The following is a 15,244-nucleotide window of genomic DNA, read 5'->3' as shown; positions in this document are numbered from 1 at the left end:
GTCCTGTCTCGCCTGCCGACTCTGCCCAACAGCCGGATCGGCGAGTTGCTACCGCATCGCTGGGCGCCAGAATCCGCCACCTGAATCAGAAATCAACCTGAGTTCGCCGGGCGCTTACCCGCCAATGGCTCTTGGGCGCATTTCTATTGAGCAACGCACTCGGCACGAACGGCACCATCTGTTGTCGTTGGGGTTGTGGCTGTTGGGCGACCTGGGACCGAGGTTAACCGACGCGTGGCACGCGAAGGCTGTTAGGTACAACCTGATGTTTCGTGACTTTGACGATCGGCCTGGGTGGTATCGGCAACTGGTAGAGAGGTTTTCAGACTGGCGCCATCAACCGCAGTGAAACTCACCCTACAGGCTGACAATAAAGCAAGCGTGGCTGTATAAATCAGGCGATAACCATCTTGACTTAGTCTGCATTGAGTAGGAACCCTTTGATTGTCAAAGTACGTCAAGGTAGTTATCTAGGCAGGAAACTGCAATATATCTGGTGTTTAGAGACCCAAGCACCGCAAACTCATCCATTGTTATGGGGATTAAAACCTTCTTTACTAAATGCGGTTCAGGCAGTGCTGCATATTTTACGAATAGTTCTACTTCATGAGGTCCCTCAGGCCATCTATCCGTTGCGTATCCATTTCGTTTGATCGGATCAAAAAGTATCGCCTGCTGAACTGCCCCCTCGGGGGGGATTGCAAAATCACCGAATGGTCTGGCTGTATTACGTCGCTCCGCGATCGTGCCTCCAGTCGCTTCAGATAAAACAGACAACGGTCGATATCTCATCTCCCTGTCATTTGTTGATACTCGCAACAAAAACCATTCGACAACGGCGGTTGAGATGCCACCGTTGATAACGGTAAGAGGCAGAATCAGCTCGAATGCACTTTTTGCGATATCTGTCGGACCTGCAAGTTCGATGCAACTCCACAGCACATCGCAATTTGCCGACATACGCCGCTCGATCGCCTCAGGAAAGGCAACTGTAATCCAACGCAATAGCAAGCCATCGAATTCCTCTCGGGATAACCTTCGACCGTGGACCGCGCCTTCCAGCAGATTCGCCGAAACTATATTTACTAACGACTCGCGAATTGGCAGGGGTAAGGGAGTGATCGTCTTTGCACTCAGATAGCGGTCTATCTTTGTGATGGCCTGATCAATTAGCGCTAATGTGTCTAGTGAGGCTGGGGGGGGCACATCGACGCCATCGAACGGAGCGTCCTCGAGGACCGCTGCCGCGATTGGCCCCGCCAACATAAGCTCGTAGCTGTCAGCCTTTCCCGAGGCCTTCAGTTCTTTGCACCAAGTGACGACGTCTCCGCGACCGATCTGATTCTTCGATGACTTAACCTGTTGAGCGTGCGTTGAACCTGGGAACTCCCACAGAATATCGACTTTATCGTTATCCGAATCCGGCTCGATCGTAACCGCGGTCCAGGCTTCTTTCGTCGGCTGCAAAGAATCAAGCAAGCAGACTAATGTCTGCACGACAAAGCCCCGAATCGCCTCCCGGCCACCCATTAGTCAGCCTCTGCCTCGAAAAAGTCCATAGCCATACGTCCCCAATCTAAACGGATGTCCTCAATAGCTTTACGTACCTTTTCGCTTGGAGCTTCATCTTCGAGTCGAGCCCATGCGGCTATCAGAGATAGAACTTCTTTGGCATAAGAATTCCCTGCGGCTTCATCATCACGCAATACTTCAAACAACTGTGCATGAACAGGGTGCCGGGTGTTGAGCGTTACGAGAATGACGCCTCCTGCCGTTGCCACATCGAATATCGCTTGGCCAGGAACGTCAGCATGTTTGAAACGGAATTTAATCCTTTTGTTAACGTAATCGACAGCAATATCATGTGCTTTCGCGCTGTCGACCCCTTCTTGAACGAGGTCAGTGGTTAATATAGCAGTTCGTTCATCCTGGGGTTGGTTTTCCTGTTTGTCGCTTCGGCCTGTGTCTCCAACACGTTCGCGCCGACGGTTCACAGAGTCAGTAGCCGCCTTTTCTGCCTTGGTTTCTGCTCTTTCTTTTTGTTTTTCAACGCGTTCACCTTCGCGCATTTTTGCGACCTTCGTACGCATACTACTCAGCAGCTTTTCGATTTCTCGGCTGATTCGGTACATCGGCAGGCGCAGGTCACGGTCCAATTCCAGCATTTCCCGATACTGACTTTCGCTAAGGCCTTCAGCTTCGGCGTCTTCCTCAAGACTCATACGCATGAATCCCGTAGCGGCTTGCTTGTTGTTTGTTACCCCAAAAACGTCATCTAAGCCTGGGCCGAATTCGACTTCAATGCCCCACCACCTTTCGCGGGAATCATACGAGTTTATGAAACTATGGTTCATCTCTAATTCGCGCCTAGCGCGAACCACAGATATTCCTTGGTTTTTTACAGCATGCTGCCCAATCGGTTTCGGACCACCCTCGCGTCGCGCTTCCGGTTTGCAGATTGATGCCTGTATCGTGACTTGGTGTTCTGTCCCGTTGTAGCCAACAGAAAGAACTTGCGGTTCGCCAAAGAGATCAAAGGCGGGTTTCTGATCAAATGGCGATGGCGCACTCGTGCCCGTCATTAGGTAGAGTGGGTCATTAGGGCGCACAAAACTTTCAAACAGAGGAGTGTATCGACCGTCTTTGTTTTCATAGGCCGCAAGCCTAATCCGGACGGATTTGCCATTTATAAAATGCCGATATACGCGGCCTGCAATAAATTCTGTATGTCGGAGCAGGGTTGTACTTTGTTTCCATGAAACACGATCCAATTGGCTCCAGACTACTAATGTACCGTGAGGTGTGATTTCGCCTGCGATAAGGTTCAACCACTCTCCAGGAATTGTAGATACCGTGGGGTCAGGTACTTCCGTCATCGTTCCATGTTGAATTTCGGCTACGTCCAAATAGGAGTGATGCACGATCCCATTCTGCCAACTCCATACATCCACGCGCTTGCATTGGGAGATAGAAGAGTTCGGTAATCCCATTCCAAATTTCCCAATGCCCTTGTGTTGCTTAGGATCAAGGCGAGAACCGTTCCCAAATTGAAGAGCTTTGCGAAGCAATGCCGAATCCATTCCCGCGGCGTTGTCAAAGACTCCTATACGTGAGAGTCGGCGACGACCACCAATTGGTGCCTCGTCGATACAAATCAATTCCACTTCTGTTCTAATGTCCGCCTCCTGGCCGGACTGAACCGAGTTATCGACGAGTTCGGCTAACGCGTGGGCAGTGTCTCGGTATCCCGAGCTACGCATGGCGGAGATAGATAGATTCTGGGGGATGATCGGAAAGGCCATTTTCGTTTCCTAAATTTTCAATTCGTCCCACGATCCCAAGCTGTTTATCAGACGTCGGTACGCTGGAACTGAATCGGCAACTAACACGAGCCTGAGAGGGCTACCCTTGTGTCCCCTACGGTCGCTTGCGAGGCGCCCAACCATCTCATGGAATACGGCTTCGGATAGCGTCGGCGCAGCAATAACACCAACGGATACTTCCGGTACGGATTCCCCTGAAAGAAAGAAGCCATGAACACAGAGAATCTTGATATCACGTGCGTTAAATTTTTGTATTTCCAGGGCTCTCTGTTCCGGCGATTTCTCGCTGGTAACTGCCATCGCTCTAACAGCACGTAATTCGAGCAATCCTGCGAACAGCCTCGCATGCTCGGCTGTCGTGGCAAAGAATACAACTCTTCCGGATATCTTTGCCTCGTTCAGGAGTAGCTCCAGAATTGCCTCATTGCGGTCAACGTTCTTACTGAGTTCTACGGCGCTCTCGGAGCTAAGATCGAACCAGTTTTCGTCGATTTGAGCTACACCGTACGGGACTTCTTTGGTTCCAACATCAATCGTATCAACGTCGCCTGCTGCTCGTAAAAGACTAACTGGATCGTTGTCCTCAATGCTGATGCATGAGCCAGCGAACACGGTTTCCACTGCATTCTTGGATTGGCCTGCGCTTATAGCGCTGCCGGGCAGTGCCGAGATACCAACAACGCTGAAATTTCCGTTTTCCGCCATCTTCTCGATCAAATCAGCACCAACTGGGTGACCAATATGCTCTGCATCGCTGAGCACGACGACGCGTGTTCTTTGACCTAGTTGCGCCAACCCTGCGTCATTCCTTCCGAGTTTGGTGATATCGGCTATGACAATGCAATTTTCAAGACTGCCTAAGTCCTGCATTGGCCTGTTGCCGTACAAGCGGAAGATAGTGACGTCCCGCAACCCAAGTTGGCCCCACACTTGTTTAAGCTCGATGAATGTTTCATCGCAGAGCGCTTCTCCAGGTGCTAGCCAGACAACAACAGGCCCGTCGGGTTCCGACCGGTAAAGATCAAGTACAGCAGTAGCGACAAGGCGCAGCTTACCTGCGCCGAAAGGCATGTGCACTAAAGCAGAGGCATTCGGATCGGCAATCGCACGCCGCAGTTTTTGATATGCCTTAATTTGGTGGGAGCGGAGCTTTTGGCCGGCAGTGACTTTTCGCGAGCCTTCGTTCTCGCGCGAGACCAAGTCTGGTGCTTCATATGACACATCGTACCAACGCGATAAGATTTCCACGTTGGAGAGATTATTATCAAAATCGGCATCGTTAAGTATCGTAAACGAGGCAAACGCCGGTAGGTCCAACAGTTCACAAAGTGCTGTTCCCTCATCTTCTGTCAGTTTAGAGAACAGAAGCTTGCGAATATCTCGATTGCGTAGGGCTCCTTCTTCACCGAATGTCCTTACGATCAAGTACGAGAGACCTTTGGGCTGCAATGCAGAGCTATTAACCCTTCTTAGTAAGGTCATCGTCGCTTCGCCCAGCAGAGCAATCAGCGACTCAGAGCCGCACCGTGCCAAATGTTCTTCGAGCTTTGCCACCTTCGCCTCTTCGCAAAACTTTTTTCTCCTCAAGATCTGGGAGATATTTTTGTTTGCCCGCGATGCCCCGTTCGAGCTTGGCATATCGGAAACGTCGTATCGATACTTGAACTTGCGCCAGAACAAGATTCGGAACTACCACAGATGGCTCAATGATTCGTGCCTGTTATTTTAATGTTACCGTAATAACCTTGGCCTGTGTTATCTATAGATGCAGTTGATGGATAACCTGGATATCGATCCAGTGCAGGCCATTGGGAGGCGAGTTATGGGACAAGTGCTGTACGGTTACCCCTTGCTGTAGTCGGCGATTGAGTCGATTGCTCCGAAGATTGGCTGTGCGGCCCAGAAATTGCACGACTTGGTTAAGAAAAACGAGATCGACACGGGTGTTCGCGATGGTGTGACGACTACCGAGAGGAAAAGCATTTAAGCCTCGGAACGGAGAACAGGGAGCTGCGTCAAGCTAACGCGACTCTGCGGCTGGTCAGTGCATTTTTCGCGCAAACGGAACTCAAGCGCCTCAAGTAGAGTTGAGGTAGTTCATCGACCAGCAAACCGACAGCAGTTTGGGGTCAAGCCGATCTGCAAGTTATTGCGGGTCGCCCCGTCTGGTTATTTGCGCCATGCCGCCTGCCTGTGTAATACCGCTTTGCGCAGTGCCCGGGCTTGGCGCTATGAATTTCCGAATCTGCTTCGAATATTTTTCGAGCGGGATTGACCATGGGCTCTTTCAGGAAATGGAAGTCACTTATGGCATATTAAACAGGCCCCACCACCTTCGTCTTCGTCGTACAGATTGTCAATGTCGTTGGCATCAATAGATGCGGGGCGTAGCGGGTTCGATACCCGCCGCGCAAGCTCGCGATGCCGGCGAATCTCGAAGTCCGCCTCGATTGCCGCTGTGCGCTCTGGCCGTTCAAGCTCTTCCAGCGATTCTCCTTGGCTCCAGGTAAACGGCGAACCATGCGAAAGAGCGGTCTTCTCGTAGCCTTTGGCTTCCTCGAAACTATCTGGATGCTCACGCTTCAAGCGAACCCATTCGATTTTCTGCTGGAAGAAACAGAACGTGCAGCCGCTGCGCGAGCGCCACTTGTAGTATTCCGGCATGCCCAGTCCGGAGCCCTCCAGAATTTCGATAACCCCCTGCTTGTCGACGCCGTGCTGGCGGAATGGCATCACCACCTTTAGATTAGGGTCCTGCGTCGTTAGTCCTTCGCGCTGGTCCTCATCCGAGCGAATGGCGACATAACTGGTGATTTTCGTTCCAGCCTTCAGCGATGGGCGAATCCAACGCTTGAAGGGTTCGAGCTTGAGTTGCCGGGTGCACCACCGGGTTTGTGGGGATGGCAAGAAGTGGTTGTACTCCTTCAGCCAAAAATCGAAACCGCGATCAGGATTTAGGCGAATAATCCGTTTCCCAAGGAATCCTTCTAGCCTACTAAGGAAGCTGTAAACCTCGTCTAGCTCTTTGCCCGTATCCGTGAAAAAGTATTCGATATCTAGGTCAGGGTGGTTTTGTCGCATGAAGACAGCTAATGCAGCGCTGTCACGCCCCCCCGATAGTCCGAGTACATGGCGCTCGGCAGGTTTCTCCATCATCCGTTCTCCCGTTCCAGTAACATCGATCCGGCCTCGGCCAGGGCGGCCAATAGTAGTCTCGTATCATCAGCACTGCCCGATCCGACTTCCAGAATCTTGCTGGTCATCTCCAGTACTCGCTGTTGCTCCTCCTGGCCAACGTCGATAGCTCGCATAGTGGTCTTTCCATGCTCGCCGGTACCAAATACTAGACCAATCGCATGGCGGGTCGGGATCCGCTCCTTTATTGCCGCCAGCATTTCTGCGTGGCGGAATTTCAGTGCCATATCTGCCAATGCCAGTTCAGCTACATCCGGTGTCGCATCGGACCAATCAGTCGTCGGCAGGTTGACGGCGAGGCTCACTAGCCCTTCCATTGCTTCTTCGGAGCCATCGAATTCCAGCAGTCGGCCAGCGAAGGATTCCAGCCTAAAGTCGCCGCTTAGGCCCTTAACCACTTTAGCCCTCGCATGCAGCGTTTCGATATTGCCGGCGTCAGCGGTGAGCGCCTTGAACAACTTGGAATTCAAACGTCGCACCATTGCCGGATAGGCCGCTCGGAGTGAAGACAGATCTTCGGCCAATTGCTGCCCGAGTGCTTGGGGATTCTCGGCCCCATACAGGCGGGGAAGATCAACAAAAAGGAGCTTGTGAGGGTCGGCAGCGTGGAAGAGAATCTTGCGCAGATCGGCGGCTCGTTTCGGATGGCTGGCAGTCCGGCGCGTCCAGTGCGGAAGGTCAAACGCCAGCTTCACTAGCGCGCGACCGATGGCAAGCGGTTCGACGACGCAGCCTGAGCCGGAAGCCGTCTTAACTGCGTTCGCTAAAGTATTGAGCAAGTCAGCATAGGTTTCGTTGCGGACAACGAGCTGTAGCTCGATGCATCCCGGATCACGGAGTACTTCGTGCCCGAACTCTCGGTTGATCTCGGGTTGATAGACTCCCTCCTTGTAGGTGGCGAGAACATCCCGATTGGTAAGAATGTAGGCAAGACTAAGGATGCCGCGAACGCCTTTGCGCAGCCCGAAGGTCCCCATGCTCCAGCGCTCCTGGATATCGGAAAGCGTAACTCGTCCATCCCGCTGCAGCATCTGATCTGCCGCTTCCCATAGCGCAACGAGCTGTTTGGAATGCGTGCCGGTTGCAGGCTTAACAAACGCCCATTTATCCGCGTCGACTTGCTGATGGAGGCACAACGCCGTCAGGATCGTGGAATACAGCCCGCGTTCAGCAGGGAATCCCTCGAAGCCCAATGCCTCCTGGGCGGAGTTGTCGATCATTGCTCCGACTAAAATATTCAGCGCCGCCTGGGTGTTGCTGTTAACCGTATGTCGATTCACCAATTCGCTAAAGATTTTTGGGCAGTCCTCGTAGGTCTTATCGGCCAGTTCCGACGCCAGGACGGACGGACCGAGGCGGCTGTCACACTGGTGCTGCTTCCCATGTACATACCATTGGGCATTGGATACTGCGCTGCTCAATGTATCTTGTAGCTTGCCCAGGACAACCATGGTGCGGGCTCTCAGTTCTCGGCGGGCCACCGGATCGCCCCACAACTCGGTGTTATTGTTTTGAACCGTTTCAAGGGCCAGATACTCCCGGCCAAGGGACCAGATGCTCTCTGCGTTTTCCGGCACGCCCAGGGCGATGGGATGAGTTGTTTCGCCGGAGGCCGTGCGACACCTCTCTTGCAACGCCCGGTGGCTTTCTCCTTGAGTTGGCATGACCAGGAAGAAGTGTCCACTGATACCGGTGCGCGGATCAAATGCTGCAATAGCATCCCGTAAGTCATCAACTGCCACGAGATCAAGACCAAACCAACGGAGTGCTCCCGATTTCTGATAATGGCGTTTCGGCAATATGGGTTGTAGGCCAGCAAGTGTGGATAGCCGCTTGATGTCGAGCCCTGCCGTCACTGCTAATGTTGCCGACACAGCGGCATCGATGTCGAAATCGCTGCCCTGATAGATTGCCCAGGTGTTGAGGTGCTTCCTGTAGACGATCTGCGACCAGCTGGCCATGTCGGCGAGTGTCTTTTCGATCTCGGCTTCGGATGCTTCTGGCGCGCAGGTTGCCAACACAGAGTTATCCGCGACCAGGCCGGAGCCGTTTCGAAAGAGATCGATCAAGGCAATGGCCTTGATAAGGCGAAGGTGGAGGGGCGAGCCTTTGGCTTGGCACCGCTCGATCGCATCGACACTCTGAGCCCAACGATGCCCCTCCGAAGAGGCGAGAATGGTCCCCTCAAGGTTCTCGCGCAGATAGTCCCAATAGCGAGCTGGCTCATAGACGGCTTTCGAGTCCAACTCGGTCGTGCGCAGGAAATCCGAAAAGCCTCGGGGCTCGGCGGAGGCCAAGAATCCGAAGGTGCTGCGCTCATTCTGGCCGAAGCGGCGCTTGGAGACAGGACCAAGCAAAGCCGCAGTGACGGGATGAAGTGGCCAACAGCGATCTAGGCGGTGCGCGAGGTCGGCAGGGGCGGCCGGGCGGTTCTTGTGGATACTGTTGGCTAGCGCCTTACACCAGGGCTCCGAGTGCGGGTGAGGTATGTCAGCTCCATCAATGGCGCGGGCTGTAAGTTCAAGCACTTCATCGACGGCGGCGACCAAAGGAATATCGACAAACCGACCTTGAATTTTCGACCACTCATCGCGGGCCTCCTTCCCTAGGCGGGCTGCGTACTGTTCGAAGGCTTGGTGGAGGATGCCGACTACCAGTAGCCTTCCCTTGCAGCGGGACGCGGCTTCAGCAAGCTCTTGGAAGAAGTGAATATCGCCACCATGTGTGGCTGCATACTCCAAGAGCTTCCCGAGCTCATCGATGATGACGAGAACACCATTGTCCGGCCGAGCTTCCGCGATATCAACCAGGGTCTTGATGATGCGGCGACCATCCGGCGCATCTCCGAGACGGCGCCCAACGTAGGGAATGCCCGCGTTGCGGATGGCCTCACTGATGTCCTCGATAGGATCAGCGCGGCGGCCTACCAGCCGAACTACTGCCCACGGTTCCGTCTCGGGGCCAATGCCGAGCGGCTTCCGTAGAGGTTCCACGACCTTCTCACCTAGCACCTCTGCCGCCATTGCGCGCACCTTTGGCTCGCCGCCAAGTAGCGACGCAAACGCCAAGGCAAGAGATGACTTGCCGCCTCCGAAAGGGCCGGTCCAGGTAAATGCAGCCTGCCGAGTTGCCGTGAACTGGTGGCACATAGATTCAATGACGTGCTGTGCCGTGGCCTGACAGACAAAACCGTGCAGGGCAGCTTCGTTACCCCAGTCCAGATCAATGCGGATGGAACGAAGGAACTGGCGGGAGATATTAATCTTGTCGGCGAAGAGCATTACTTGCACCCCAGATAGGTAAGAGGCAAGAAGTGATCTGGTACCACCTCCTTGCGCCGGATGACTTGCCGCATTCCGGCGGTGTCGCTCCAGGCATAGATGCCGCCGGAGATACGTTCAATATCCACCAGTCGCTCGGCGACCGAGTCGACATCAAGTTTGAAGGTTATGCCAGGCGAGCCTCTTTCAAGTGCGATCAAATCGAAGCCGAGGGTGTTGGCTGTGCTGGCGTTTTGCTGCCAGAATGCCGTTAGTGCGTAGAGAAAGATGCCGTCCGGCAGCGACGGCTTGGGGCCGACACGGAAGTCATAGCTGCCGCGCGTCGTAGTTATGAGGCCAAGCTGTGTCAATACCGGCTCCGCAAGCTCTTCCGCCGTATCGTTGGCGGTACCCTTCGTGATGTAAGAACGCAAGCAAACCTCGACATCACGAGATAATGTCGACTCCGTCACGCGAACGCCCGGCCGGTTGGCGAGGGTTTCGCGCAGACCGCTGACTACCGTACTCTTCTCGAAAGCTTGCGCCGAGACATGGTTGAACACGTAATGCCAAGTGGTAGCCCGGTTGCCTTCCCCGGCGATCAGCCAATGGGCTAGCCACGCACTCGCAGGATTCTCGAGATAGGGGTCAAGCTGTGCGGGACCGAAGAGGGCATTGCCTACTGGGCCGGGGATGTACCCGCCCTTGGTCTCCTCAATCACCTTGCACGCAAGGCCCCAATGCCTAATGGCGGAGACCATGTTCTTGCCAACCCCAAGCAAGACAATGGCATTTGGGTCGTTGAAGATGCCGCGAGACACGATGGTGCCGGATTTTGCGACAGCATCGTATGCCTTTCGTAACCACAGATGTCGAAGTGGGAAGGTTTCGTGGCCGGCAAACTGCGGCTTGTAATTCGGGTCAAAAAGCCTTCCCCGCATGATTCCTCCTTCGGTAAACTGCCAACGTGGACGCACTGGCGGACATCACCAGCAGCGTCAGTTTAGTCCGTACTGGAGAGTTCCGCCAGTGAAACTTGAAAGGATGGATGGTGCTTGCCTCGCAGTTACCTTACTAACATCAATATCTTGGCTAACTAATCTCAACTAATTCCTAACGAAACAATTAGTTGCTTTGTTGCGTCACGTTAATTACCTGAGTCGAACGGCTTGGTATCCAATCACATCCCTGGAGTAGACCAGAAAGAAGGTTGAGGATTTTATTGGTTCGGCCAATTAACAACGCTTTTCGGCCTCTCGGTTGCCACCTGAGTTTCCACTAGCCGCCAATACGTTGTTTCGTACCGGCTCAGAAAGGTCTCGTGGCCCGAAAATTGGCCAGGGAACATCTTGTTTGTGATAGGAGCGTTAATACCAATGGTATGGTTCCGTGTTTGCGAAGTGGTGAACATCATGCGGTTGGGATATCTTGTCTGTGCAAAAATACCGTACCATTGTTCTTAAACTGCCCTTCGGTGATGCCGTTCTCCCTGCGTACATTCAGCGCACGTTTTTGTGTCGAAGTGTTCAACCGACGATCGATGAATAAATGACCCGCCAAGCAGCTGTGCTTTCTTCCGAAGAGGATGTCCGAACAAAGCTTGTTGTGCCATGGCTACAAAGCCTTGGTTTCGACGATACAGACCTTCGTCTCGAGTTTTCTTTCAAAGTGCGGCTTGGTAGATCCATTTTGACCGTGGGAAATGGAACTGCAGCCAAGGCAACTAGTGATTCCCCTAAGGCTAGTGTGTTTTCAGGTAGAGCGGATGTGCTCGTAAAAAACCCTGAAGGTCGAAATTTACTGATTGTTGAGGTGAAGGCGCCTCACGAGAAGATAGACGATCTTGCTCGCGATCAAGGTGTTTCATACGCTCGTTTGCTTGATGGCAATATTGCTCCGCTTGTCATAGTTACTAATGGCCCAGAGTCGGTGATTTTTGACACCTATACGAAGGAGCGCTTGGACGGACAGACGATTGATATAGCCGCCCATTGTTCCACTAACGCGTTTTTCATCGGCGCAAAGGATCTCGAACTTCGGGCAGAAGCGCTTGAGTCGCTAATAGCGATGTCTGCGGAAAACTTTCTGTCCTTCTGCGAAGCACAAACAGCATTTCGTATGCGGGCGCTATACAGTGGGGACATTCACTCGGGAAAAAAATGTATTTCTTCGCTATTTGTGGAGCGTGGCGGAGCTAAAGAGCGTGTCCTAAAGCTCCTTGACGAGGAAAAGCGGCGCGTCGTTCTTATTGTTGGAAGGCCGCAAGTCGGGAAAACCAACTTCATTTGCCAATTCGTCCGCTCACGTTTGCGCGACGGCGAGCCAACGCTTTTTTTCACTGCTATCGGGCTAACGAATAGTCTTCTCGGTGAATTGGCAAACGACTTTGAATGGGGCTTTGGTAATGCGGTCGACTCGCATAGCATCCTCATCAGAAAAATCAGTTCTGTTTTGAGACAGCTCAACAAGAATCTAACTATCGTGCTCGATGGGTGGAACGAAGCAAATCTACAGCTTGCTCGGACAATCGATAGTGAATGCGAGAGAATTTCTTGTGCGCAGATACAGATAGTCATATCTCTTACTAGTACCGCAGCAACACGCCTCCTCATCGCCCCATCTGGAAACCCGGCATTTCTAGCCGAGGAAAGTGATATATCAGCCGCGCTTGCCTTGCTTCTAGAAAACGAACCGGAAAAAATTCCTAGGGGTCATGATTGGAGCGTGGTACCGCTTGGGAACTACTCCCCTGGAGAGGTGGATGAGGCATATCGGGTTTACGCGTCGACATACAACGTAAATGTACCTAAGTCCCACCTGAAAACTGCCGAGCCTTATCTCCTCGGCAATGCGATGCGCTTGTATGAAAACGCCACGTTACCTGATCTGCTGGATGAGCCTAAAATCGTAGACGAAACGATTCGACAAAAAATCTCACGGGCCATCGGTCTTGAGAGTTACGACGTAATGACGTGTTTGAGGACGCTAGCTTTCGATATGTTCGCTAATGGCAGTCCTGTTCCCTCCGACAAGGTGGCGAGCATATGGAACACTTCTATCGCTGGAAAAATTCCAAATGGCTTTTTTGAGGCGGCGATCTTGGCGATGGAAACGAATCAACATGGATACCCATCGGTCGACTTCTATTTCGGTCGAGAACGAGATTTTTGTATTGCGTACATGGCTAAACGCTGGGCTCAACGTTTAGCCGCTAACGAGGATCTCATCTCAGAGTTTTCTTTCGCCACGACAACCGAAGCAGGTACAGCCTCACTGCGATGGTTCTTCCGACAGCCCTCGCATTTGGCTTTGCTTAAAGATTCGTCCGGTGCCTTACCTTGCTACCGAGACATTTCGGTCCGACGGCTATTCCTCGCGTCCTTATGTGAATTTGTGCCAACGTATTCGGACCAGGACCATGGAATACTTAAGTTCGCGCTTAGCGTAGCAATGGACGATGAAGACCGTGTCGTCAGAATATTAGCCGTGAAATTGGTCGCGTCTATCGCCGACGATGGCGACGTACTGTCGAGCATCCTCGGAAAAGAACGAGCAGTGGAGGACTTCCTTCGTGCCATTTTCACTGGCACTGCTACACGCCCGGTGGACACGGATGGCATCGGACAGATAGTGCTGGACGCTTTACGGTCTTTGCATTGGGATTCTTCAAGCGATGATTCAGACCATTCCGATATAGCGGATGCGTTAGTGTCTTTACGTTATGACAATGACCCTGACGTACGTACGCAGGCCAGCACCTGCCTCGGGTATCTCGCGCCTATTTCTTTCCTGGATGCTCTTACTCAAGGGGCCGGTGCCATCACAGAGCAAGAGATTGATGAGCACATGGAAGGACTTGAGCAGGCTCAGGGCACTCTAAGTGAAATGTATTACGGAAGCATGTGCCCCGGCGCGATGGAATCCATCTTGGAATCAGAGGATATCCAGGCCGCCGAATACGACAAGATGGCACCGATATTGACGGCCGCGATTGAAATATTCTCGCCCTATACGTCAGTAACTACGTTGGAGAACATTCTCGAAGACCTCGGGCGTGGCCTTCACGATGGGTGTGAGCAAGACGCTGAAGATCCGAGGGTAATCCCCCAGGAAATTAGCGGCGACGGATTCAACCGGTCACTGCAACACCGCGTTAAAGACTTGCGCCGGCGTTTGGAACCCAAGTGTTTTTCTTGGCCTTGAATTCAGCAGAGCAGCGACGTTGTCCAACTGTGCTTGAGTATATCCAGCAAGCCCCGTTCCTTTGGGGAAATATTGCCTTAGTAAGCCATTCGTATTTTCATTGGTACCGCGCTGCCAAGGGCTGCTGGGGTCACAGAAATAAACTGCCATCTGCGTATCCAGCGAGAACCGTTTATGGGCAGAGAGCTCTTGCCCGCGATCCCACGTCAAACTCTTGCGCACCTTCTGCGGAAGTTTCTTCATTTGAGCGGTCAGTGACATCACAACACTGCTGGCGGTGGAGTTCCCAGGATTTAGTGGAGAGGGAAAAATAACCTATCCTCATCTCATGGGAGGGACTTCATGGACACCAAACGAAATTCCAGTCATGTCCGTCTTGCCTACCAATTCATAGAGGCGCACAAGAATAGATACAGCGTTGAAACCATGTGCCGCGTGCTTGATGTTGCGCCCAGTGGCTTTTACGCTTGGCTTAAAAAGCCAATCTCCGAACGAGATCAGGAAGATGCGAGGTTGCTTCGGTTGATTCGTGCCTCTTTCGATCGCAGCCACGGGATTTATGGCGCACCTCGAGTTTTTCTCGATCTTCGCGAAGCGGGTGAGACCTGCAGCAAGCATCGTGTAGAGCGCCTGATGCGGGAAAACGGCTTGAGAGCCCACGGAGGGTTTCGCATAAGACGTGTGGTGGCGGGAAAGCCGGCTGTCTTGATCCCGAACTTACTCCAGCGTCAGTTTACCGTTTCGCAACCCGATAAGGCGTGGGTGACGGATATCACTTATATCCGCACCTGGGAGGGCTGGCTTTATCTGGCTGTGGTCATCGATCTGTTCTCGCGCAAAGTGGTAGGTTGGGCCACGAGAGGCAGCATTCAACGTGAGCTCGTTCTTGACGCTGTGCTGATGGCCACTCGCCGTCGCCATCCACAAGAAACCTTGATTCATTCCGACCAAGGCTCACAGTACGGAAGCGATGCGTGGAGGCGCTTTTGCAAGTCCAACCACCTTGAACCCAGCATGAGTCGCAGAGGCAACTGTTGGGACAACGCCGTGGCGGAATCTTTTTTCGGCAGCTTGAAGAAGGAACTTATCAAGAAGCACATCTACAAAAACCGTGCACTCGCAACGGAAGAGATTTCTAACTACATTGAGAGCTTCTACAATCGAACGCGCAAGCACTCGCATCTGTCAGGCGTCAGCCCTGATGACTTTGAGGCCAACTTCAAGCAACAAGGCAAAGGTCTCCACTAAATCCTGGGAACTCCA

The 15,244-nt window shown here is 52.9% G+C and carries 7 protein-coding genes, 2 pseudogenes and 1 other annotated feature; of the genes and pseudogenes, 2 read left to right on the top strand and 7 right to left on the bottom strand.

Features of this window, described 5'->3' with window-relative positions; genetic code table 11:
• Positions 1–447 precede the first annotated feature (447 nt).
• The 6 genes from RCI20_RS00060 to RCI20_RS00035 all read right to left on the bottom strand — a co-directional run bounded on the left by RCI20_RS00060 (position 448) and on the right by RCI20_RS00035 (position 10,719).
• Positions 448–1,530, bottom strand: a complete 1,083-nt coding sequence (locus RCI20_RS00060) for a hypothetical protein (RefSeq protein ID WP_306602399.1) — start codon at positions 1,528–1,530, stop codon at positions 448–450.
• Entirely contained in the window at positions 1,530–3,302 is a 1,773-nt protein-coding gene (locus RCI20_RS00055) for an ATP-binding protein (RefSeq protein WP_306602398.1), read from the bottom strand. Before RCI20_RS00055 ends, RCI20_RS00060 begins: the two co-directional genes overlap by 1 nt.
• 9 nt (positions 3,303–3,311) lie before the next feature.
• Positions 3,312–5,003 (bottom strand): DEAD/DEAH box helicase, encoded by a 1,692-nt coding sequence (locus RCI20_RS00050; RefSeq protein WP_306602397.1) that lies wholly within the window; start codon positions 5,001–5,003, stop codon positions 3,312–3,314.
• Between the two features lie 365 nt (positions 5,004–5,368).
• Positions 5,369–5,487 (top strand) — a sequence feature (AL1L pseudoknot).
• Positions 5,488–5,624: 137 nt separating this feature from the next.
• Positions 5,625–6,479: a phosphoadenosine phosphosulfate reductase family protein gene (locus RCI20_RS00045; protein ID WP_306602396.1), complete on the bottom strand. Its 855-nt coding sequence runs from the start codon at positions 6,477–6,479 to the stop codon at positions 5,625–5,627.
• On the bottom strand, positions 6,476–9,799 hold the full coding sequence (locus RCI20_RS00040) for an ATP-binding protein (RefSeq protein WP_306602395.1): 3,324 nt from the start codon (positions 9,797–9,799) through the stop codon (positions 6,476–6,478). Before RCI20_RS00040 ends, RCI20_RS00045 begins: the two co-directional genes overlap by 4 nt.
• A complete protein-coding gene (locus tag RCI20_RS00035) occupies positions 9,799–10,719 on the bottom strand; it encodes a DUF4007 family protein (protein ID WP_306602394.1) in 921 nt (306 codons plus the stop codon). The genes RCI20_RS00040 and RCI20_RS00035 overlap by 1 nt, the downstream gene beginning before the upstream one ends.
• Positions 10,720–11,326: 607 nt before the next feature.
• On the opposite strand from RCI20_RS00035, the gene RCI20_RS00030 reads away from it, so the two are divergent.
• Positions 11,327–13,981 carry a type I restriction enzyme HsdR N-terminal domain-containing protein gene (locus RCI20_RS00030; RefSeq protein WP_306602393.1) on the top strand — a complete coding sequence of 885 codons (2,655 nt, stop codon included), beginning with the start codon at positions 11,327–11,329 and terminating at the stop codon, positions 13,979–13,981.
• On the opposite strand, the pseudogene RCI20_RS00025 reads toward RCI20_RS00030, so the two are convergent.
• Positions 13,934–14,251, bottom strand: a pseudogene (locus RCI20_RS00025) (IS30 family transposase); the annotation flags it as partial. The gene RCI20_RS00030 and the pseudogene RCI20_RS00025 sit on opposite strands and share 48 nt — an antisense overlap.
• A 102-nt stretch (positions 14,252–14,353) precedes the next feature.
• Between RCI20_RS00025 and RCI20_RS00020 the strand changes: the two are divergent.
• Positions 14,354–15,229: pseudogene (locus RCI20_RS00020) on the top strand (IS3 family transposase); the annotation flags it as partial.
• Positions 15,230–15,244: the final 15 nt, after the last annotated feature.

It is taken from the genome of Azonexus sp. (assembly GCF_030824335.1).
Lineage (GTDB): Bacteria > Pseudomonadota > Gammaproteobacteria > Burkholderiales > Rhodocyclaceae > Azonexus.
The sequence above is the reverse complement of the archived record's forward strand: the minus strand, read 5'-3'. Positions and strand labels throughout refer to the sequence as shown.

Coding starts and splice junctions, on each gene's coding strand:
- RCI20_RS00060 (WP_306602399.1), bottom strand. CDS start 1,530: ATGGGTGGCCGGGAGGCGATTCGGGGCTTTGTCGTGCAGACATTAGTC.
- RCI20_RS00055 (WP_306602398.1), bottom strand. CDS start 3,302: ATGGCCTTTCCGATCATCCCCCAGAATCTATCTATCTCCGCCATGCGT.
- RCI20_RS00045 (WP_306602396.1), bottom strand. CDS start 6,479: ATGATGGAGAAACCTGCCGAGCGCCATGTACTCGGACTATCGGGGGGG.
- RCI20_RS00040 (WP_306602395.1), bottom strand. CDS start 9,799: ATGCTCTTCGCCGACAAGATTAATATCTCCCGCCAGTTCCTTCGTTCC.
- RCI20_RS00035 (WP_306602394.1), bottom strand. CDS start 10,719: ATGCGGGGAAGGCTTTTTGACCCGAATTACAAGCCGCAGTTTGCCGGC.
- RCI20_RS00030 (WP_306602393.1), top strand. CDS start 11,327: ATGACCCGCCAAGCAGCTGTGCTTTCTTCCGAAGAGGATGTCCGAACA.